Origin of the sequence: Streptomyces sp. NPDC059851 (genome assembly GCF_042732005.1) — a bacterium.
Classification (GTDB): domain Bacteria; phylum Actinomycetota; class Actinomycetes; order Streptomycetales; family Streptomycetaceae; genus Streptomyces.
In genome coordinates this window covers 59,405-80,174 of the sequence record NZ_JBHWJJ010000007.1, presented here as the reverse complement: position 1 = coordinate 80,174, position 20,770 = coordinate 59,405, and the positions used below count along the sequence as shown (strand labels likewise).

Below are 20,770 nucleotides of genomic sequence, written 5' to 3'. Positions count from 1 at the left end.
TTCAACAATTTGTTGAAACTGTTGGCTAGGGGTACCCCGGCTGAAACCCGCTGGAGGTGGTGCGACATAATGCTTGTGAATGTGAACGCGTTCACAAGCGTGTCCTGATTCCTGCCGCCCTGAGGGGAATGTCGACACGGACTTCGGCCATGACCACGGCGACCCGAAGGAGATGACGACGTGGACGTAGCTTTGGCGCCGGAAACGCTGGCGCGCTGGCAGTTCGGCATCACGACCGTCTACCACTTCCTCTTCGTCCCCCTCACGATCTCCCTCGCCGCACTGGTCGCGATCTTGCAGACCGCGTGGGTGCGCACCGAAAAGGAGAAGTACCTCCGGGCCACGAAGTTCTGGGGCAAGCTCTTCCTGATCAATATCGCGATGGGCGTCGTCACCGGCATCGTCCAGGAGTTCCAGTTCGGCATGAACTGGTCCGACTACTCGCGGTTCGTAGGCGATGTCTTCGGCGCCCCGCTCGCCTTCGAGGCGCTCATCGCCTTCTTCTTCGAGTCGACCTTCATCGGCCTGTGGATCTTCGGCTGGGACAAGCTGCCGAAGAAGATCCACCTCGCCTGCATATGGATGGTGTCGATCGGCACCGTGCTGTCCGCCTACTTCATCCTCGCGGCGAACTCGTGGATGCAGCACCCCGTGGGCTACCGCATCAACAAGGAGACCGGGCGGGCCGAGCTGACCGACTTCTGGCTCGTCCTGACCCAGAACACCACCCTGGCGCAGGTCTTCCACACCCTGACCGCGGCGGTCCTGACGGGCGGCGCCTTCATGGTGGGCATCTCCGCGTACCACCTGCTGCGCAAGAAGCACGTCCCGGTGATGCGTACCTCGCTGCGGCTCGGCCTGGTCGCCGTCGTCATCGGTGGCGCGCTCGTCGCGGTCAGCGGCGACACCCTCGCGAAGGTCATGTTCAAGCAGCAGCCGATGAAGATGGCCGCCGCGGAGGCCCTGTGGGACGGCGAGGAGAGCGCCCCGTTCTCCGTCTTCGCCTACGGCGACGTCGACAAGGGCCACAACAAGGTCGCGATCGAGGTGCCCGGCCTCCTGTCCTTCCTGGCCGACAACACCTTCGACTCGTTCGTGCCCGGCATCAACGACGTCAACAAGTCCGAGCAGGAGAAGTACGGCCCCGGCGACTACCGGCCCAACATCCCCGTGGCGTACTGGGGCTTCCGCTGGATGATCGGCTTCGGCATGGCCTCGTTCGGCATCGGTGCCGTCGGCCTGTGGCTGACCCGGAGGAAGTTCCTGCTCCCGCCGGCCCTGCGGACCGGTGAGGACGAACGGCCGCACCTGGTCCTGTTCACCAAGGCCCTCAGCCCGCGCCTGACCCGGCTCTACTGGCTGGCCGCCATCTGGACCCTCGGCTTCCCGCTGATCGCCAACTCCTGGGGTTGGATCTTCACCGAGATGGGCCGCCAGCCGTGGGTCGTCTACGGAGTCCTGCGGACCAGGGACGCGGTCTCTCCAGGTGTCTCCCAGGCAGAGGTCCTCACCTCGATGCTCGTCTTCACCGCCCTGTACGCCGTGCTCGCCGTCATCGAGGTCAAGCTGCTGGTCAAATACGTCAAGGCCGGCCCGCCCGAGCTCACCGAGGCCGACCTCAACCCGCCGACCAAGATCGGCGGACACGACTCCTCCGACCGGCCGATGGCCTTCTCGTACTGAGGCTGAGGGGACCACACCATGCAACTCCACGACATCTGGTTCGTGCTCATCGCCGTCCTGTGGACCGGCTACTTCTTCTTGGAGGGCTTCGACTTCGGGGTCGGCGTCCTGACCAAGCTGCTCGCCCGAGACCGCAAGGAGAAGCGGGTCCTGATCAACACGATCGGGCCCGTGTGGGACGGCAACGAGGTCTGGCTGCTCACAGCAGGCGGAGCGACTTTCGCAGCCTTCCCCGAGTGGTACGCCACCCTGTTCTCCGGCTTCTACCTGCCGCTCCTGGTCATCCTGGTCTGCCTGATCGTCCGTGGCGTGGCCTTCGAGTACCGCCACAAGCGGGACGAGGACCGGTGGCAGACCAACTGGGAACACGCGATCTTCTGGACCTCACTCATCCCCGCCTTCCTGTGGGGCGTGGCGTTCGCCAACATCGCCCGGGGCGTGAAGATCGACCAGAACAAGGAGTACGTCGGAACCCTCTTCGACCTATTCAACGTCTACGCGATCCTCGGCGGCCTCGTCACCCTCACCCTGTTCACCTTCCACGGCGCGGTGTTCACCGCACTCAAGACGGTCGGTGAGATCCGGGACCGCGCACGGGGGCTGGCAACCCGGCTGGGTGTGGCGACCGCGGTGCTCGCCTTCGTGTTCCTGGGCTGGACCCAGCTTTCGCACGGCGACAGCCGGAGCCTGGTCGTGCTGATCGTCGCGGTGGCGGCCCTGGCCGGCGCCCTCGGCTGCAACCTCGCGGGCCGTGAAGGCTGGTCGTTCGCCCTGTCCGGGTTCACCATCGCGGCTGCCGTCGCAATGCTCTTCCTGACGCTGTTCCCGAACGTCATGCCGTCCTCGCTGAACGACGCCTGGAGCCTCACGGTCACCAACGCCTCGTCCAGCCCGTACACCCTGAAGATCATGACCTGGTGCGCGGCCGTGGCCACTCCGGTCGTCCTGCTCTACCAGGGCTGGACGTACTGGGTGTTCCGCAAGCGGATCGGCACCCAGCACATCGCCGACGCGCACTGACGCTGATCTGATCTGCACCGACCCTGATCCGGGGGATGTTTCACGTGAAACCGATCGACCCGCGCCTGCTTCGGTACGCCCGCTCCACCCGCCTCTTCCTGGCAGCGGTGGTGGCCCTCGGATGTGCCGGGGCGGGGCTGGTCATCGGCCAGGCGATGCTCCTCGCCCAGATCGTGGTCGGCGCCTTCGAGAAGGGCCTGGACGGCGCGGAGCTGCGCACGCCGCTGCTGTTGCTGGCTGCCGTGGCGGTGGGCCGCGGCCTGCTCGCCTGGCTCACCGAGCTCGCCGCCCACCGGGCAGCCGCGTCGGTCAAGTCGGAACTGCGGGCCCGGCTGCTGGAGCGGGCCACAGGTCTCGGGCCGGGCTGGCTGAGCGGGCAGCGAACCGGGTCATTGGTGGCGCTGGCCACCCGGGGGGTGGACGCCCTCGACGATTACTTCGCCCGCTATCTGCCCCAGCTGGGGCTGGCGGTGGTCGTTCCTGTCGCGGTCCTCGCCCGGATCGTCACGGAGGACTGGGTGTCGGCGGCCATCATCGTGGTCACCCTGCCGCTCATCCCCCTGTTCATGGTGCTGATCGGCATGGCCACCCAGTCGCGGATGAACCGCCAGTGGCGGCTGCTGTCCCGGCTGTCGGGGCACTTCCTCGACGTCGTGGCAGGTCTCCCGACGCTGAAGGTTTTCGGCCGGGCCAAGGCGCAGGCCGAGTCCATCCGCAAGATCACCGAGGACTACCGGCGGGCAACGATGCGCACCCTGCGCATCGCGTTCCTGTCGTCCTTCGCGCTGGAACTGCTGGCGACGCTGTCGGTGGCGCTGGTCGCCGTGACCATCGGCATGCGGCTGGTCCACGGGGAACTCGACCTCTACACCGGCTTGGTCGTCCTCGTCCTGGCGCCCGAGGCGTACCTGCCGCTGCGACAGGTCGGGGCCCAGTACCACGCGGCCGCGGAGGGGCTGGCGGCGGCGGAGGAGGTCTTCGAGGTCCTTCGGGCGCCGGTCGCGGCCGTCGGCACCGCCGGCATCGACGTACCCGTGAAGGGCTCCGCCGGACTGCGGATCGAGGTCGACGGGGTGTCCGTACGGCACCCCGGGCGGGCCGAGGACTCGCCCGGCCCGGTCTCTTTCACGGTGGGGTCCGGCGAGTGCGTGGCCCTGATCGGCCCCAGCGGAGCGGGCAAGTCCACCCTGCTCCACGTGCTGCTCGGGTTCACGGCACCGACCGCGGGGCGGGTGCGGATCGCCGGCGCGGATCTGGCCGGGATCGCGCCGGAGTGGTGGCGGGAGCGGATCGCCTGGGTTCCGCAGCGGCCGCACTTGTTCGCCGGAACCCTCGCGGAGAACGTGCGCCTGGCCCGGCCGGACGCCTCCGACGAGGCCGTGGCGGCGGCTCTGGAGGACGCCGGGGCAGGGGAGTTCGTGGCCGCACTGCCGCGCGGCATCGAGACGGTGCTCGGTGACGGCGGCGCCGGGCTGTCGGCCGGGCAGCGCCAGCGGATCGCGCTGGCGCGCGCCTTCCTGGCGGACCGGCCCGTGCTGCTGCTGGACGAGCCGACGGCAGCGCTGGACGGTGAGACGGAAGCTGCAGTGGTCGAGGCCGTGCGCCGGCTGGCGGTGGGGCGGACCGTGCTGCTGGTCGTGCACCGGCCGGCACTTCTCGCCCTCGCGGACCGGGTGGTGGAGGTCGGCACCGGAACGGCAGGTGGGCACCCGGCGCCGGAGGACAGCGTGCCGCCGGGCCGGTTGCCGGAGGGCAAGGTGCCCGAGGGGCAGGGGCCAGGGGGGCGGGGGTCTGAAGGCCGGGTGCCGGAGCAGCGGGCTCCGGAGTCCACAGGAGGCGCCCGGCGGACCGTGCCGGCCGGGACCGGCTGGGGCGACTCGGCGGGGCGGGATCCGCTGCGCCGGGTCAGGAGCGTGGCCAAGGCCTGGCAGGGCCGGTTCCGGCTCGGACTGCTGCTGGGGGCGCTGGCCGTCGGGTGCAGTGTCGGGCTGATGGCCGTCTCGGGCTGGCTGATCTCCCGGGCCTCCCAACAACCTCCCGTGCTCCATCTGATGGTGGCCGTCACCGCCACCCGCACCTTCGGGATCGGGCGGGCCGTCTTCCGGTACGCCGAGCGGCTGGTCTCGCACGACGCCGTCCTGCGGATGCTGTCCGACCTGCGGGTGTCCGTGTTCCGGCGGCTGGAGCGCATCGCCCCCGCCGGGCTCCCCGCGCAGCGGCGCGGGGACCTGCTGGCCCGCCTGGTGGCGGACGCCGACGCCCTGCAGGACTACTGGCTGCGCTGGCTCCTGCCGGCGGGTACCGCCGTACTCGTCGGTGGCGGATCGGTCGCGTTCACCGCCTGGCTGCTGCCCGAGGCCGGGGCCGCCCTCGCCGTCGGGCTGCTGGCCGCCGGGATCGGCGTGCCTCTGGTCAGCGGGGCCTGCTCCCGCCGCGCGGAGCGCCGGCTGGCACCCGCCCGCGGGGAACTCGCCACCCGCACGGCGGACCTGCTGACCGGGACCGCCGAGCTGACCGTCGCCGGTGCGCTAGGACAGCGCAAGGACGCCGTCCGTGAAAGCGACCGGATCCTGACCGCCATCGCTGCACGGGGCGCCGCCGCTACCGGGCTCGGCAGCGGGCTGTCGGCCCTCGTGTGCGGGCTGACCGTCATGGCCGCCGCGGCCTTCGCCGCCGGCGCCGTGCAGGACGGGCGACTGTCCGGGGTGGCCATGGCCGTGGCCGTACTGACCCCGTTGGCCGCCTTCGAAGCCGTCTCCGGGCTGCCGCAGGCCGTGCAGTTCCGGCAGCGGGTACGGCGCAGCGCAGAGCGGGTCTACGAGGTCATCGACGCTCCGGCCCCGGTGGCCGAGCCGGAGCAGTCCGCGCGGGTGCCCGCCTCCCCGTTTCCGCTGGTCCTGGCGGGGATCACCGCCAGGCACCCCGGTCAGGAGGGGGACGCTCTGCACGGCCTCGACCTGACCTTGGAGGCCGGGCGACGCATCGCCGTCGTCGGTGTCTCCGGGGCGGGCAAGTCCACCGTGGCCCTGGTCCTGCTCCGGTTCCTGGACCCGCGTGCGGGCTCGTACACCCTGGGCGGGACGGACGCGCGCCTGCTCGACGGGGACGAGGTCCGCCGGATCGTGGGCCTGTGCGCCCAGGACGCCCACATCTTCGACAGCTCGGTCAGGGAGAACCTGAGACTGGCCCGTCCGGGGGCGAGCGAGGAGGAGCTGCGGGGGGCCCTGGCCGCGGCCAGGCTGCTGGAATGGGCCGACGGGCTGCCGGACGGCCTCGACACCCTGGTCGGCGAGCACGGCGAGCGGATCTCCGGCGGCCAGCGCCAGCGCCTGGCCCTGGCCCGCGCCCTGCTCGCCGACTTCCCCGTTCTCCTCCTGGACGAGCCCGCCGAACACCTGGACCTCGCCACTGCCGACGCCCTGACCGCAGACCTGCTGGCCGCGACCGAGGGCCGCACCACCGTGTTGATCACGCACCGGCTGGCAGGACTGGAAGCGGTGGACGAAGTCCTGGTCCTGGACGCCGGAGCCGTCGTCCAGCAAGGCGTCTTCGCCGACCTGGCCGCCGTCGAGGGCCCGCTGCGCCGGATGCTGGAGCGCGAGGCGGCGGCCGACGGCGCACTGGCCGACTTTCCCCGATAAAACGGGCTAACTAGGCTCGCGTACATGTCGCTGCAGCAGTCCCCGGAAGCGCCGGACCCGGCCCCCCGGGCTCCGGACCAGCTGGAGGCCGCCACCCTGGCCACTCGAAGTCTGCACGGCCTGTCCACCGAGCTCACCGCCCGGGTGCCGCAGCTGCTGGAGGCTATGCGTTCGGTCGGTACCGGCCTTGAGCTGCATTCCACCCTCGACCGCATCTGCGAGACGGCCGCGGAGCTCGCGGACGCCCGCTACGCGGCGATCGGCGTCGTGGACACCGAGGGCCGCGGCCTGTCGGACTTCGTCACTTTCGGCATCGGCGCCGAGGTGGCGGAGCGCATCGGACACCGCCCGGACGGCAAGCGGGGCCTGCTGGGAGCGCTGATCTCGCACGCCGGCACCGTACGGCTCGCCGACCTGACGAAGGACCCCCGCTCAGCGGGCTTCCCGCCGTACCACCCGCCCATGAAGACCTTCCTCGGCGTCCCCATCCGCGTTCAGGGGGAGATCTTCGGGAACCTGTACCTCGCCGAGAAGAACGGCGGCGGCGAGTTCAGCGACTACGACGTCCACATGGTCCGCGTACTGGCCACCGAGGCGGGCATCGCCATCGGCAACGCCCGCCTGTACGAGGCCGCCACCCAGCGGGAGCGGTGGATCGACGGCTCGGTGGCCGTCACCACGGCCCTGCTGTCGGGCGGGGACGCGGACGACGCGCTTTCCGTGGTGGCCGAACAGGCCCGTCGACTCGCCGATTCCTCCGCCGGGATCGTGATGCTGCCGGCCGAGGACGGCGGGATGGAGATCGTCGCCGTCTCCGCCGACACCCCGGCCACCTCGCTTGGCCTGGTCGTCCCGGACGAGAGCCCCGTCGTGGCCAGGCTGCTGCGGGGAGATCCGGTCTTTGTGGACGACGCCGCGACCGACCCCCTCACGACCGGTCCGCTGACCAGCCGGTACGGGCCCTGCATGATGCTGCCCCTACACAGCGGCGGCAGGGTGCTGGGCGCCCTGGTCACCCCACGGGATCGCGGCAAGCGGCCGTTCAGCGAGGCCGAGCGGACCCTCGCCACACAGTTCGCTTCCCAGGCGGCACTCGCACTGATGATGGCCGAGGCGCAGCGCGACCGGGAGCGGCTCGCGGTGTTCGAGGACCGTGACCGCATCGCCCGTGACCTGCACGATCTGGTGATCCAGCGGCTGTTCGCCACCGGGATGATGCTGGAGAGCGCGCAGCGGCGATCCGACGTCCCTGAGGTGCGCGAAGGGGTCGGCAAGGCCGTGGACGAGCTGGACGTGACGATCCAGGAGATCCGCACCGCGATCTTCGCGCTCCAGCAGGGGCCGGCGGAGGCGCCCTCGGGATTGCGGACCCGCGTGCTGCGGGAGATCAACATGGCGGCCGTGCCGCTGGGCTTCAAGCCCGCACACCGCTTCATCGGCCCGCTCGATGCGGTCGTCGGGGAGCAGGTGGGCAAAAACCTGATCGCCGCACTGCGCGAGGCCCTGTCCAATGCGTTCCGACATGCTGCGGCGTCCCGGATCGAGGTGGTGGTGGACGCCACCGTCACGCTGCCCGACCGGCGGCCCGGCGTGCGGCTGGAGGTCGCGGACGACGGCATCGGCATCAGCGAGAACGGGCGCCGCAGCGGGCTGCGCAACTTGCGTCGAAGGGCCGAGTCGCTGGGTGGGTCGAGCTCGTACGGCCCAGGGATCGGCGAGCACGGCGGCGGGACCACCCTCGTGTGGGAGGCCCCGCTCTGAGCTGAGCGTCCGTAGGCCCAGCGCGGACGCCTAGATGTGCTGCGGCTGCTTGTCGAGGTTGGCCAGGATCTCCTCGATGATCACGGCGACCCCGTCCTCGTTGTTGGCGACCGTACTGCCGGAGGCGGCAGCGATCACGTCCGGATGCGCGTTTCCCATGGCGTACGAGGTGCCCGCCCAGGTGAGCATCTCGACGTCATTGGGCATGTCGCCGAAGGCGACCACCTCGGACGGGGAGATCCCGCGTTCCTCGCAGCACAGTGCCAGGGTGCTTGCCTTGGACACGCCCAGGCCGCTGATTTCCAGCAGTGCGGTCGGGCTGGAGCGGGTGATCGAGGCGTGTTCGCCCGCTGCGGAGCGCGCGAGCGTCAGGAACTCGTCGGGGGCCAGCTCGGCGTGGTGCGCGAGCAGTTTGAGGACCGGGGCGGAGGCATCGTCCGCTTCCACGCTCAGCAGCTTCTCCGCGGTGGCGACATGGGCGCCCGGATCCTGGAAGAAGGGCGGATACAGCGGCTCGTAATTGATGCCCGAGGTGGTTTCCACCGCGAAGGACGTGCCGGAGGCGGCGAGGCGCAGGGTGTCCACCACCCTCAGCGCCGTGGCCCGGGGCAGCGCCCGGACCCGGACGAATTCCCGTCCGGCGTGGAGGTCGACGACGGCGGCGCCGTTCGCACAGATCGCCAGGCCGTGGCCGTGGACGTGATCGCTGACCACGTCCATCCAGCGGGCCGGCCGCCCTGTGACGAAGAAGACCTCGATCCCGGCCTCTTCGGCGGCGGCGAGAGCGGCCACCGTGCGCGGCGAGACGGATTTGTCGTCGCGGAGCAGGGTGCCGTCGAGATCGGTGGCGATGAGCCGGGGAGTGGGGATTGGCCCGTCCGGGCGCTGGGGAGCCGAGGTCACCGCTCCATCTTCGCCCATGGTCCTGCTGTGGCGGACCCGGACCCTGGTGAGGTGGGGCACCCGGTGGCGATGTTTCACGTGAAACATCGCCTGCCCGTGTTTCACGTGAAACACGGGCAGGGCCGTAGTCTCGAACGCATGAGTTTGCGTCTGAGCACTGTGATTCTCCCGGTACGACCGTGGCGTGAGGGCGGTCGCGACCAGTGGATGCGGGCCGAGGAGCTCGGCTTCGACACCGCCTACAGCTACGACCACCTGTCGTGGCGGTCCTTCCGGGACCTTCCGTGGTTTGGCGCGATTCCGACTCTGACGGCGGCGGCAGCCGCCACCGAGCGCATGCGGCTGGGCACTCTCGTCACCTCGCCGAATTTCCGGCACCCGGTGACCCTGGCCAAGGAGCTCATGACGCTGGACGACATCTCCGGGGGGCGTATCACCCTCGGCATCGGGGCGGGCGGCAACGGATTCGATGCGACCGCCCTCGGACAGGACCCCTGGACCCCGCGCGAGCGCGCCGACCGCTTGGCCGAGTTCGTGCCGCTGCTGGACCGGTTGCTGACCGAGCCCGCGGTGAGCGAGCGCGGCACGTTCTACTCCGCGGACGAGGCCCGCAACATCCCCGGCTGTGTGCAGCGGCCCCGCCTGCCGTTCGCAGTCGCCGCGACCGGACCCCGCGGAATGAAGCTCGCGGCAGTCCACGGTCAGGCATGGGTGACCACGGGCGACCCGAAGCTGTACGAGAACGGCACCCCCGAGCAGTCGCTGGAGGCCCTGCGTGGCCAGCTGACCCGGCTGGAGAAGGCCTTCGCGGAGACCGGCCGAGACATCGCGTCGATGGAGAAGGTCCTGCTGACCGGGTTCACTCCGGAACGCAACACACTGCTGGCGTCCGTGGACGCCTTCGTCGACTTCGCGGGACGCCACCGGGAGCTCGGCTTCACGGAGCTCGTGATCCACGCGCCGATCCCAGACTCCGACTTCGCCGCGGACCAGCGCGTCTTCGAGGAGATCGCCACCGGGGGCCTGGCCCAGCTGGCCGCCTGACCGGCCGGACGGCCGCGGCCTACCGCCCCCGGTACCGCGGACCCGGGCCGGTGGCCCCGCCACGACGCCGGTGCCCCGCCCCGCTGTGGCGGGAGCACCGGCCGCCGGGTACCTCGGCTCAGCTGGGCTCGGCCGGGCTCAGCCGACTCATCGACTCAGGAGGTGAGCCGTTCGAGCGTGTACTCGGCACGTTCGAGAAGGTCCTCCGCCATGTCCTCGGGCAGCGCCCGCAGCTCGTCCACCAGGGCCGACATCCGGTCCACCGCCGCCCCGTCGCGCCCCAGCTCCTGTTCGGTCCAGGCGGCGTACTGCTCGCACTGCAGCCGGTCCGCCAGATGGTCAGGTCCCAGTGCCGCGTAGACGGCTGCCGCCCGCTCGCACAATTCGACCTCCTCCAGCCGCAGAGCCCACGTCTGCCCCGCGTCCAGCCTCGCGGCGGCCTGCGCGTCCTCGTCCTCCCCGTACGCGTCGTCGAGCTGCTCGGCGGCGGTCACCTGCCGGTCGATCACCTGCGCCAGCTGGTGCCAGGTCTGTGCGAGTTCGGCCCGCAGCTGAGGATCCTCCGGGTCGGATGCCGAGGCGGCGGTCAGTACCCCGGCCGCCTCGTCCATCAGGAACCGCGCCCGTGCCACGCTTGCGCCGAAGGCCCCCTCGCGCAGGGCCAGCCAGGCCAGGGAACGCAGGATGCGTACCTCCGCGACCGGTGCGCCGCCGTCCAGCCGGTACAGCTCCAGGGCCCGTTCGTAGGCGGCGACCGCCTCCTCGGGCAGCTGCGCCGAGGACAACTGGTCTGCGGCCGAGTGGGCCAGGTCCGCCTGCGGCCGGGGACCGTCCCAACCCTTGGCCACTTCCGCAGCCAGCAGGAACTGCTCCGCCGCGCCCCGCGGCTCGTTCAGCTGCCCCAGCAGCTCGCCGAGGAACTCCCGGGCGGAGACGGCTTGGCCCTCGCCGTGCTCCAGCAGGTCGGGCAGCGCCGACTGCAGTACTTCCGCCGCATCGGCGGTGCGGCCGTCCCGTGCATACGCCCGGGCCAGGACGAGCCGTGCCTGCGCCCCGCCGTCGGCGGTCAGCCCGGCCCGGTCGAACCAGTGCGCCGCCGTCAGCGCGTGCTCGGCCGCCTCCGCCGCCGCGTCGGCCCGCCGCACCAGTACGTCCGCCAGGGTGAACCGGGCGGCCGCCTGCGTCTCGGCGTCGGTGACCTCCACCACGAACTCCACGGCAGCACGCGCCGCTTCCTCGGCCTCCTCGGGCCGGCCGAGCGGCATCAGCAGCCCTGCCCGCAGCACCAGCGGGTCCACGGCCTGCCACGGTCGGCCGGCCTCGGCCGCGCGCCGCGCGGCGGAGCCCAGCAGCACCACGGCCCGCTCGGGGTCGCCCTGGGACAGGGCGATCCGGCCCAGCAGTTCCTCGGCGTCGGCGGCCAGATCGGGCACTGTCTGCGCGTGGGCCTCGGCGAAGGCGGTCAGTGCCCGCTGCCCATGGTCGTGCTCGTGTCCGTGCGCGTGGTCGTGGCCGCTTTCCAGCGCATGCAGGTACGACTCGACCCGGATCGAGGCCAGTTCCGCAGCGGCGATCCGGCGTACGCGCAGCGGCTCGCCCGGGTCCAGCGCCTCGGCGGCGCGCACTGCCGAGGCCAGCAGCTCCCGGATCCGTTGGGGCGGGGCCCCGTACTGTCCGGCCACGCTCGCCAGCCGCAGCTCTGCGAGCGCGGCCCGCGCCGCCTGCCCCAGCTCCCGGTAGCGGTCGCGGACCGCCTCCAGCAGCTCTGCTGCTTCAGCGGCGCCGGCGCGTGCCGCGGCCAGCGCCCGGCTGTCCACCACATCGGCGGCGATGAGCGGATCCACGTCCTCCTCCGGGAGGGCGTCCATCCGTACGGCCACCTCCGCCCAGAGCCCGTCCTCGGTCGGATGCCCCTGCTCGCGCGCCTGCCGGGCGCGTTCCACCAGCTCGGCGAAGGCGGCCTCGGCCGCAGCCGGCCCCCCGGCCGGCCCGGTCGCCGCCCCCGGCACCGGGGTCAGGGGCGCTGCCACGGCCGGGGCGCCCGCGGCCGCCTGCGGCAGCGGCGCGCTGCGTACGCCCAGAGGCAGTACGCCGACCAGCGGCTGCGCTCCGATCCGGGCGAGGAAGCGGTCCGAGGTCCGGGACGTGCCGTTACGGGCGTCGAAGCGGCGGGCGATGGCGAGCGAGCTCGCGTACATCAGCTCGTACAGCTCGGAGACCGTGCGCGGGACGCCCTCGTAAGAGGCGGCCGGGCCGTCGCCGTGCCCGAGCTCCTTCAGCCGGCGCAGCAGGACGAGGATGCCGCCGTGGAAGGACAGTTGGTCGTTGACGTTGGCGAGCGGGCCCAGGTGGGCGGTGTGCTCGGCGAGGATTTCCAAGCCGCGCGACTCGTTGCCGCTCAGCGCGCAGAACTCGATGTGCTTGGCGATCGACGGCAGCAGGCTCTCGTTGCCCCGCGCCAGGCGGTAGCCGCGCAGGTGGTGGGTGCGGGCTTCGTCGAGGCGGCCGAGGCGCAGCAGCGGGAGCAGCGAGCCGGCCAGCACTCGGTGGGGCTCCTCGGCGCAGGTCCGCTCGCCCTCCAGCACGGGCCGCCAGTGCTCCAGGGCTTGGGCGTCGTCGCCCCGTAGGGCGGTGTAGTTGCCCTGGCTGTTGAGTTCGCAGGCGTGGCAGTCGCTCATGGTGTCGCGGTCCGCCGTCAGCCAGGCCGCGTGGGCCCGGTCGGCCCGCTCGTCGTCCCCGGTGTTGCGGGCGAGCCACATCTCGGCCTTGCGCACCGGGCGCTCGCTGTAGCCGGCGATCCGGTAGCGGCGCTCCATCTCGTCCAACCAGCCCTGGGCGGACTCCAGCGGGATCTCCGGAGAGTCGGAGATGGCCGAGGCCGCCCACTTGAACTTCCAGAACAGGGAGTGGGTGTCCCGCTGGTCGAAGGAACCGGGGTCCTTGTCGTACTCCTGGAGCAGCCGGGCGAAGGGCACCAGCATCTTGGAGGACTCGGAGCTCCAGAGGTAGGCGCGGACCAGGTTGTCCAGCGCGTCGCGGAAGAGGGCCGCGTCACCGAGGGCCTCGGCCGCACCGACCAGCGCCTCGGCGTGGGCGTTGCGGGCGGTCCCGTTCGGGGCGTTGCGGTTCTCCGCCAGCCCGCGCTGGACCTCCTCGTACGTCGCCATCGTCACTGCTGGCCCTCCCGGGTGTCGGCGGAGTGGGTCGCCCATTCCAGGAGCCCGAGGAAGGCCCGGTTGAGCAGGGTGGAGTCGGCCGGGCGCAGTGGCCGCTGGGACATCAGCAGCGCCTGTCCGTACAGCGACTCGACGGCGGTGCCGGCCAGTGCTTCGTCTGACAGGGCTGCGATCCGACGGATCAGCGGGTTGTGGTGGTTGAGGACCAGGCGGGCGCGAGGCGCGGAGCCGCGCAGGGCGCCGAGGATGCCCGTCCACAGGGAGTCGGCGCTGTCCAGTGCGGCGGTCCGGTCGCGCTCCTGGCGGGCCTGCCGGTCATCGAGGTAGAGCGCCGGGACGGAGACGGGCTGGAAGGCGCGCAGCACCACGTCGCAGCCCTGCGGCTCCAGCCGGGTGCGGGCGGTGGACAGGAAGGACGCGAGGGCCAGTTCGGCGGAGGTCGGAACCGGGTCGAGGCGTTCGGTGACGGCTCCGGCGTCCAACTCGGTGACCTTCAGGTCCGGCCGTACGGTCGGGAGCAGTGAGAGCAGGTCGGCGTCGTAGGTGTAGCCGGCGTTGATGACGCCGAGGCCGTGGGCCGCCGCGATCGGGGCGATCTGGCGGAACTCCTCGACGGTGCGGGTGAAGTGGATCTCGGTGTGGGCGGCTGCGAACTCCTGCAGGTTCATCGAGCCGTCGCTGGTCTCGAAGGGCAGCCAGGGCAGCATCAGGCCGAGTAGTTCGGCGTCGTGCCGGGCCAGGGACTTCACCCCGAGGTGGTGGACGTTCAGGAAGGCGGCCAGCCGCTCCGGTTCGCTGGCGGCGAGCTCGGCCAGCCAGGCGCGGATGCGGGCCCCGAGAGCCTCCCGGACGGCGGACAGGGTCTCGTCGTCGTAGAGGTTCTCGCGGGAGGCGGTGGGCCGCAGGGTGTCGGTGTCCAGGACGGCGCGGACGAAGAACGCCCAGTCCGGCAGCAGGTTGTCGGCCCGGTCGGTGAGCAGCATGCCCTTGAGGTGGACCCGGTGTCCGGCCCGGTGGGCGGGGCTGGTCGGCTCGGGCAGGACGTAGGCGACGCCGCGGACCCCGGCGACGGGCAGGTCGAGGTCGATGGTGTCGAGCGGGGTGAAGCCGAAGAGCTGCGCGCAGTGCCCGGCGAGCGCCACACGACGGGCGGCGGGCGTGGGGAAGGCGCGGTCCCAGACGGCAGGCCGGTCGGTGACGGGGCGCGGCGCGCCGCCCTCGCCGTCGTCGAAGGTGACGTCGTACGGGAGGAGGCTGCCGTAGTCGCGGGCCAACTGCTCGACCTTGGCGGGGACCATCCACTCCTCGGCTCCCGGGCGGGCCTGGAGGACGACGGTGGTACCGGGCTCGCGACGGGCGTCGTCGGGCAGTTCGCGGACGGTGTACGAGCCGTCGTCGGTGGCCAGCCATTCGACGGGGGCGGCTTGCGGGCGTGCGGAGCGGGTGATGACGCGGATCTGGCGGGCGACGACGAAGCAGGCGAGCAGGCCGATGCCGAACTGGCCGAGGAATTCCCGGCGGGTGGTCTCCAGGCCGTGCTCGCCGCCGCGCTTGGAGCTGCGGCCGATGGTGGCGAGGAGCGAGTGGGCCTCGGCGGCGGTCAGGCCGATGCCGCTGTCCTCGATGGTGACCCGGTCCGCGGACGCGGCCAGGCGGATGCGGACCTCCGCGTCCGGGTCGAGTGCCTGGCGGGCGGTTACCGCGTCCACCGCGTTCTGCAGGAGCTCGCGGACGTAGACCCGCGGGCTGGAGTAGAGGTGGTGGGAGAGCAGGTCGACCAGGCCGCGCAGGTCCACCTGGAAACTGGCGGCCGTGGGCTCGTCTGTCCGGGCGCCGGCCGAAGCGCCGGCCGAAGCGGAAGCCCCGATCGCGGAAGCGGAAGCGGAGTCGGGTGTGGAGTCGGGTGTGGACGCGGACGTCATGGAGCATCACCTCGCGGGCGTAGGGAAGGGTCGGCGATCGCGAGGTGCCCCCCCTCACAGATCCCGGAATGAGGAACAGAGTAGGGGGACGATCTGACAATCTCTTGGGAAATTCGGGCTGTTACGGCAGGCGAAGGAACTGCGGAGGGACTGCGTCCACCAGCCACACCCCGTTGGCGCTGACCCGGAAGACGTGCCCGGCGGCGTGCATCGCGACCGCGTCCACGCTGAGGACGACCGGCCGGCCGCGCCGCGCACCGACGCGGGTCGCGGTCTCCCGGTCGGGGGACAAGTGGACGTGGTGACGGGCCATGGGCCGCAGGCCCTCGGCGCGGATGGCGTCAAGGGCGGCGGCGACCGTGCCGTGGTAGAGGTACGTGGGCGGCTCCGCCTGCGGGAGGTCCAGATCAACGGGGACGGTGTGGCCCTGGTTGGCGCGGATGCGGGTGCCCTCCACGGCGAACCGCTGCTTGTCGTTGGTGGCGACGACGTGGTCGAGCTCGGTGCGGGTGATGGGGAAGCCGTGGGCCGTGGCCGCACGCAGGAGGGCGTCGATCTCCACCCAACCGTGCGGGTCGAGCACGAGTCCGATGCGCTCCGGCTGGTGGCGCAGGTGTTTCGAGACGTATTTGGACACCTTCACGGTGCGTCTGTCGTCCATGAGGCCAGCTTGCCGGTCCGGACGGGGCTGACGCAGCGATTTTTCGCCGGGCCGCCCGACCGTGGACCCCCCTACTCTTCTTCCAAGATACGGAATACATTTTCCGTTGTTCGTTCTTTCTGGGGGGAGAACCCATGACGATCCGTGCTTCCTTGCCGCGCCGTGCGGTCGCCGAGCTCGTCGGCACGGCCGCCCTGCTCGTGGTGGTGATCGGTTCCGGCATCCAGGCCGCAGGCCTGAGTCGCGACACGGGTGTCGCCCTCCTCGCGAACTCGCTCGCCTCCGCCATCGGACTCGGGCTGATCATCACCTTGTGCGGGCCGCTGTCCGGGGCCCACCTCAACCCCGTCGTCACCCTCGCGGCCTGGTGGGCCCGCCGCCGCGGCAGTGAGGGGCTGGCAGGGCGGGAGGCGCTCGTCTACGCCGCGGCCCAGACCGTCGGGGCCGTCGCAGGAGCCGTCCTCGCCGAGGTCATGTTCGGGCGCGCGCCCGGCGCCCTCTCCACCCAGGTCCGCGGCGGCGGCCACCTCCTCGTCGGAGAGGTCGTCGCCACTGCCGGGCTCGTCCTCGTCATCCAAGGTCTGGAGCGCATCGGGCGCCGCAGGCTCGTCCCGGTGGCGGTGGCTTCGTACCTCGTGTGCGCGATCTGGTTCACTTCCTCGGGCTCCTTCGCGAATCCGGCCGGCACCGTCGGGCGTGCCTTCAGCGACTCCTTCGCGGGCATCGCCCCGCAGTCGTTGCCCGGTTTCGTCGTGGCGCAGCTGGTCGGCGGGGCTGCGGGCCTGGCCCTCGCCGGTTTCCTCTACGGCGGTACGGGGCGGGTCGCGCGGCGCGGCGCGGCGGCGGGGCGTGGGGAACGGGGCGCGGGACGGCAGGCCGAGGGCGGAACGCGGGAAACTCCTGCTGCCAGACCCGCGTACGAGGCTGTCAGCTGAGTCATCCACAGGGTTGCCCACAGGAATACCTGACTTGTCCACAGCCGATTGGGCGCAATTTGACGTAAACGGGTGATCCGCCCTGTGGACTACCGGCTGCAGTCGGTCCGGCCCCGGCTGCCGCCCCGTTGTGCCAGGTCGTTCATCGTGCGGGCCTGTAGCTCCCGCTCGGTTGCCGCCCGGACGAACTCCCCCACGTGCTCGGCGCCGACCAGCTCCTGCACCGCCCGTACCGTTTCGGCCGGTAGGGACACCGCTGCCGGCCCCGACGTCTGCAGTGTGCCGGCTGCACCGAGGTGCCGCTGCAGGTGCCGGGTCGCGTACAGCCGCATGGCCCGGGCCAGCTCGGCATCCACCGTCTGCTGCGCGAGTGGCCGCAGCCGGCGGACCAGCGCCGCAGCCTCGGCGGCGTCCGCATCCGTCGGCGGCACCTGCCCCAGGTAGCGCGCGAAGACGTGCTCCGTGGTGAATTCGAGGAACCGGGAGGCTATGTGCTCCACCTGTCCGCGCAGCTCCCGCAAGTGCCCGGTGATCGCAGGCAGTGGTACCCCGGCCGCGTGCAGCTCGGCGGCCACCGTCAGCTCCTGCGGAGAAGGGACGAGGAATTCCTCCGGCCGGCCCGGAATCCGTTCCAACACCCCCATTTCGCACGCCTCGTCGATGGCGGTGTCGTCGGACGTGCCGCCGAAGCGCTCGTCCAGCTCGGCCCGGCTGACCCGGGTCGCCTCCTCGTCGGTCCACGGCCCGTGCACCTCGGCGACGAGCCCCAGGACGCCGCCGAGACCCCGCCCCGCGTCCCAGGCCTCCAGCAGCTCCTTGATGGAGGCCAGGGTGTAGCCGCGGTCCAGGAGGTCGGCGATCTGGCGCAGCCGTGCCAGATGCGTGTCCCGGTAGACGTTCGAGCGGCCGCGCCGCTCCGGCTTCGGCAGCAGGCCGCGGTCCTGGTACGCCCGGATCGTGCGCACCGTGGCTCCGCTGTGGTGCGCCAGATCCTCGATCCGGTACTCGGCTGCTGCCTGATCGGACAATCCCGGCTCCCTACGACGTGGCGGCCCGGCCCCGCCTGCGCAGCGAGCCCTCCTGCGAGGGATGGTACGACCGCCGGAATGAGGGGTGAACGGTCGCGCCGCCCCCGTTCACAGCCGGGGTTCCATCCGGGCCAGCCGCCGCAGGGCGCGCGGTGCGAAGCGGGACATCCACAGGGCGCCCTTGGACTCCGGCGTCACCGGGACCACGGCCTCGTTGCGCACGACCGCCCGCAGGATCGCGTCGGCGACCTTCTCCGGCGGGAAGTTGCGCATCCCGTACAGCCGCGAGGCGCGCTCCTGGCGGCGCTTCTCCTCGGCCGCGTCCACCCCGGCGAACCGGGACGTGGCGGTGATGCCGGTGTTCACGATGCCCGGGCAGATCGCCGAGACGCCGATCGACTGCGGGGCGAGCTCGGCGCGCAGGCACTCCGACAGCATCAGCACCGCCGCCTTCGAGGTGCTGTACGCGGGCAGGGTCCGGGACGGTAGGTAGGCGGCGGCGGACGCGATGTTGACGATGTGTCCACCTTGGCCGCGCTCGGCCATCTGCTTGCCGAAGATCCGGCAGCCGTGGATGACGCCCCACAGGTTGACGTCGAGGACCTTCTTCCAGTCCTCCGGCGTGGTCTGGAGGAACGGGCCCGACAGGCCGATCCCTGCGTTGTTGACCAGGACGTCCACCACGCCGTACTCGGCGGCGGTCTTCACCGCGAGCTTTTCCATGGCCTGCTCGTCGCTGACGTCGACGGGTTCGCCCCAGGCCTCGGGGGCCCCGATGAGCCGCGCCATGTCGGCCGTGCGCGCCGCGCCCTCCGCGTCCCGGTCCACGCACACCACCCGGGCCCCGGCCTCGGCGAAAGCGAAGGCGGTGGCCCGGCCGATGCCGCTCGCAGCGCCGGTGACGAGGACCAGGAGGCCGCCGAACCGGTCGGCGTACTTGCCCGGGGCCTTGTCCTCCGGGGCCCGGGCAGCGGGCTCCTCCCGGGCGGTGACGAACTCGGTGATCCACGCCGCCAACTGGTCGGGGCGGGTCCGCGGCACCCAGTGCTTGGCCGGCAGGGTGCGCCGTACCAGGTCGGGGGCCCAGCGTTCCAGGTCGTCGTAGAGCTTCTCGGAGAGGAAGGCGTCACCGGTCGGCGTGATCAGCTGCACCGGTGCGTGGGCGTACGCGTCGGCGCGCGGACGGCTCAACCGGGACCGCACGTTGTCGCGGTAGAGCCAGGCTCCGTGCGCGGCGTCCGAGGGGAGGGAGGGCGTCGGGTAGGAGCCGGCCGGGACCTTCTCGACGCGCTGCAGGATGTCGGGCCACCGTTTGCCGAGCGGCCCGCGCCAGGCGAGCTCCGGCAGGACGGGGGTGTGGAGCACATAGACGTACCAGGACTTGAGGCCCTGACCCAGCAGTTGGGCGGCCCGGCGGGGGGTGGGCCGGCTCGTCCGCTTCTTGATCCAGTGACCGAAGTGGTCGAGGGAGGGCCCCGACACGGAGGTGAAGGAGGCGATCCGGCCCTCGGTGCGGGCGACGGTCGCGAACTCCCAGCCCTGTACGGAGCCCCAGTCGTGGCCGACCAGGTGCACCGGGCGGTCCGGGCTGACCGCGTCCGCCACCGCCAGGAAGTCGTCGGTCAGCTTCTCCAGTGTGAATCCGCCGCGCAGCGGTACGGGCGCGGTGGAGCGCCCGTGGCCGCGTACGTCGTAGAGCACCACGTGGAAGCGGGTCGCGAGCCGCTCGGCGACCTCCGCCCAGACCTCCTTGCTGTCGGGGTACCCGTGCACCAGCACCACGGTCGGGCGGGCCGTCTCCCCGAGCTCGACCACGCACAGATCGACCCCGCCGGTGCTCACCCGGCGCTCACGCGCTCCCGCCAGGCCCCTCCGCCGTACGCCGTCCATCCCGTTCACCGTGTGTACCCCGTCCACCCCGTCCACCCCGTCCATCCCGCTCACGTCGCCTTCTCCTCGGCCCAGCGCCGCACGTGCGGCAGATCGTCATCCAGCCAGAACGCGCTCTCCTCGGGATCCCGGGAATCCGTCACGACCAGGATCTCCTCGAACTTCGCGCCCGTGCCCCGGAACCCCAGGTGCGGCTCCACCGCCCACAGCCCGGGTTGCGGGGCGTGGTCGGAGAAGCGGTACGGGCTCCACAGCGGGGACCAGCCCTCCCGGTGCCCGTGCAGCGCGTCGGAGGCCAGCCCCTTGAGGGACTGCACCCCGAACCCGAACGCGGTCGGGGACCAGCGCCGCTCGCGCACCCGGTCGATCTTGTGCGCGATCACGCCGAAGGGATAGGCGCGGTGCCGGTTGGCGTAGCCCTGGCGGACCACCAGCCGGTCGACGTTCTCGTATATCTCGCGCAGCGAGCGGCGCTCGCGGACCTGTTCGAGGATCAGCTCCCGGTGGTCGCGCAGGTCGGACATCAGCCGGTCCTGCACCGGGTTCAGCCCGAGGCTGCCCGAATACCCGATGTCGGCCGCGTACCCCCGGTGGACGGGAGCCATGTCGAGGATGAACGGCATCCCCGGCTCCAGCCTCCGGTCGGTCGGGAAGAACTGCAGAGGGATCTTGAAGTCCACGAAGGCGGTGCGGTCCCCGAACCAGGCGAACGGCAGGTGGAACCAGTCCCGTACCCCGCGCTCGCGCAGCCACTCCCGCTGCATCCGCGCCGCCTCGCGCTCGGTCACCCCCGGTCGCAGCTGCGCCGCCACGGCCTCGGCGCACTCGTACGCGAGGCGCTGCACTTCTCTGAAACCCCTGAGGTCGGTGGCGAGCCGACTGGTGAGCCGTGCGGTGCGCTGCCTCGTGTCCCCATCCATAGCCGTCCGTTCGTAGAGCCGTACCGCCCGTAACGTGCCACTGATGAATGTGACAATGGTCGGAGGGCACGTCAAGGGGCCGTGCGCGGACCTGTGGACAAAGTTGTCCGGTCCACATCAGCCTGCAGTCAGGGTCCGTAGTCCTGAAGGCTGATACCGGATCGCGCTCCAAGTCTGACGACCTCC

The 20,770-nt window shown here is 71.6% G+C and carries 13 protein-coding genes; 6 read left to right on the top strand and 7 right to left on the bottom strand.

What is annotated here, in order from left to right:
• Window positions 1-180 precede the first annotated feature (180 nt).
• From ACFV7Q_RS03750 to ACFV7Q_RS03735, 4 genes are read left to right on the top strand one after another with little or no spacing between them, the layout of a single operon-like run.
• Entirely contained in the window at window positions 181-1,683 is a 1,503-nt protein-coding gene (locus ACFV7Q_RS03750; protein ID WP_385423201.1) for a cytochrome ubiquinol oxidase subunit I, read from the top strand.
• A gap of 18 nt (window positions 1,684-1,701) precedes the next feature.
• Window positions 1,702-2,703 carry a cytochrome d ubiquinol oxidase subunit II gene (gene cydB / locus ACFV7Q_RS03745; RefSeq protein WP_385423199.1) on the top strand — a complete coding sequence of 334 codons (1,002 nt, stop codon included), beginning with the start codon at window positions 1,702-1,704 and terminating at the stop codon, window positions 2,701-2,703.
• A gap of 35 nt (window positions 2,704-2,738) precedes the next feature.
• A complete protein-coding gene (cydD, locus tag ACFV7Q_RS03740) occupies window positions 2,739-6,344 on the top strand; it encodes a thiol reductant ABC exporter subunit CydD (RefSeq protein ID WP_385423198.1) in 3,606 nt (1,201 codons plus the stop codon).
• 24 nt (window positions 6,345-6,368) lie between these two features.
• Complete coding sequence (locus tag ACFV7Q_RS03735) at window positions 6,369-8,105, top strand: GAF domain-containing sensor histidine kinase (protein WP_385423196.1); 1,737 nt, start codon at window positions 6,369-6,371, stop codon at window positions 8,103-8,105.
• Window positions 8,106-8,135: 30 nt separating this feature from the next.
• Here the strand turns inward: ACFV7Q_RS03735 and ACFV7Q_RS03730 are convergent, their stop codons facing one another.
• Window positions 8,136-9,026 carry a Cof-type HAD-IIB family hydrolase gene (locus ACFV7Q_RS03730; protein ID WP_385423194.1) on the bottom strand — a complete coding sequence of 297 codons (891 nt, stop codon included), beginning with the start codon at window positions 9,024-9,026 and terminating at the stop codon, window positions 8,136-8,138.
• Between the two features lie 120 nt (window positions 9,027-9,146).
• Between ACFV7Q_RS03730 and ACFV7Q_RS03725 the strand changes: the two genes are divergently transcribed.
• Window positions 9,147-10,052 (top strand): LLM class flavin-dependent oxidoreductase, encoded by a 906-nt coding sequence (locus ACFV7Q_RS03725; protein ID WP_385423192.1) that lies wholly within the window; start codon window positions 9,147-9,149, stop codon window positions 10,050-10,052.
• 155 nt (window positions 10,053-10,207) lie between these two features.
• Here ACFV7Q_RS03725 and ACFV7Q_RS03720 read toward each other — a convergent pair whose 3' ends face one another.
• The 3 genes from ACFV7Q_RS03720 to ACFV7Q_RS03710 form a co-directional block, all read right to left on the bottom strand.
• A complete protein-coding gene (locus ACFV7Q_RS03720; protein WP_385423190.1) occupies window positions 10,208-13,225 on the bottom strand; it encodes a tetratricopeptide repeat protein in 3,018 nt (1,005 codons plus the stop codon).
• Window positions 13,222-15,150 carry an HSP90 family protein gene (locus ACFV7Q_RS03715; RefSeq protein ID WP_385423188.1) on the bottom strand — a complete coding sequence of 643 codons (1,929 nt, stop codon included), beginning with the start codon at window positions 15,148-15,150 and terminating at the stop codon, window positions 13,222-13,224. The genes ACFV7Q_RS03720 and ACFV7Q_RS03715 overlap by 4 nt, the downstream gene beginning before the upstream one ends.
• 121 nt (window positions 15,151-15,271) lie before the next feature.
• Window positions 15,272-15,811 carry an RNA 2'-phosphotransferase gene (locus tag ACFV7Q_RS03710; protein ID WP_385423186.1) on the bottom strand — a complete coding sequence of 180 codons (540 nt, stop codon included), beginning with the start codon at window positions 15,809-15,811 and terminating at the stop codon, window positions 15,272-15,274.
• 134 nt (window positions 15,812-15,945) lie between these two features.
• On the opposite strand from ACFV7Q_RS03710, the gene ACFV7Q_RS03705 reads away from it, so the two are divergent.
• The gene (locus ACFV7Q_RS03705) at window positions 15,946-16,746 is read left to right on the top strand and encodes an aquaporin (RefSeq protein WP_385423184.1); all 801 of its coding nucleotides are present in this window, start codon (window positions 15,946-15,948) and stop codon (window positions 16,744-16,746) included.
• Between the two features lie 89 nt (window positions 16,747-16,835).
• On the opposite strand, the gene ACFV7Q_RS03700 is transcribed toward ACFV7Q_RS03705, so the two are convergent.
• The 3 genes from ACFV7Q_RS03700 to ACFV7Q_RS03690 form a co-directional block, all read right to left on the bottom strand.
• Window positions 16,836-17,774, bottom strand: a complete 939-nt coding sequence (locus ACFV7Q_RS03700) for a MerR family transcriptional regulator (protein WP_385423182.1) — start codon at window positions 17,772-17,774, stop codon at window positions 16,836-16,838.
• Between the two features lie 108 nt (window positions 17,775-17,882).
• Window positions 17,883-19,664 carry an SDR family oxidoreductase gene (locus ACFV7Q_RS03695; RefSeq protein WP_385423264.1) on the bottom strand — a complete coding sequence of 594 codons (1,782 nt, stop codon included), beginning with the start codon at window positions 19,662-19,664 and terminating at the stop codon, window positions 17,883-17,885.
• A gap of 50 nt (window positions 19,665-19,714) precedes the next feature.
• Window positions 19,715-20,584: a M24 family metallopeptidase gene (locus tag ACFV7Q_RS03690; RefSeq protein WP_385423180.1), complete on the bottom strand. Its 870-nt coding sequence runs from the start codon at window positions 20,582-20,584 to the stop codon at window positions 19,715-19,717.
• Window positions 20,585-20,770 lie beyond the last annotated feature (186 nt).

What these genes read in the sequence shown, in the direction of transcription:
- cydB (WP_385423199.1), top strand. Translation starts at nt 1,702, where the DNA reads ATGCAACTCCACGACATCTGGTTCGTGCTCATCGCCGTCCTGTGGACC.
- cydD (WP_385423198.1), top strand. Translation starts at nt 2,739, where the DNA reads ATGTTTCACGTGAAACCGATCGACCCGCGCCTGCTTCGGTACGCCCGC.
- ACFV7Q_RS03735 (WP_385423196.1), top strand. Translation starts at nt 6,369, where the DNA reads ATGTCGCTGCAGCAGTCCCCGGAAGCGCCGGACCCGGCCCCCCGGGCT.
- ACFV7Q_RS03730 (WP_385423194.1), bottom strand. Translation starts at nt 9,026, where the DNA reads ATGGGCGAAGATGGAGCGGTGACCTCGGCTCCCCAGCGCCCGGACGGG.
- ACFV7Q_RS03725 (WP_385423192.1), top strand. Translation starts at nt 9,147, where the DNA reads ATGAGTTTGCGTCTGAGCACTGTGATTCTCCCGGTACGACCGTGGCGT.
- ACFV7Q_RS03715 (WP_385423188.1), bottom strand. Translation starts at nt 15,150, where the DNA reads ATGACGTCCGCGTCCACACCCGACTCCACACCCGACTCCGCTTCCGCT.
- ACFV7Q_RS03710 (WP_385423186.1), bottom strand. Translation starts at nt 15,811, where the DNA reads ATGGACGACAGACGCACCGTGAAGGTGTCCAAATACGTCTCGAAACAC.
- ACFV7Q_RS03705 (WP_385423184.1), top strand. Translation starts at nt 15,946, where the DNA reads ATGACGATCCGTGCTTCCTTGCCGCGCCGTGCGGTCGCCGAGCTCGTC.
- ACFV7Q_RS03695 (WP_385423264.1), bottom strand. Translation starts at nt 19,664, where the DNA reads ATGGACGGCGTACGGCGGAGGGGCCTGGCGGGAGCGCGTGAGCGCCGG.
- ACFV7Q_RS03690 (WP_385423180.1), bottom strand. Translation starts at nt 20,584, where the DNA reads ATGGATGGGGACACGAGGCAGCGCACCGCACGGCTCACCAGTCGGCTC.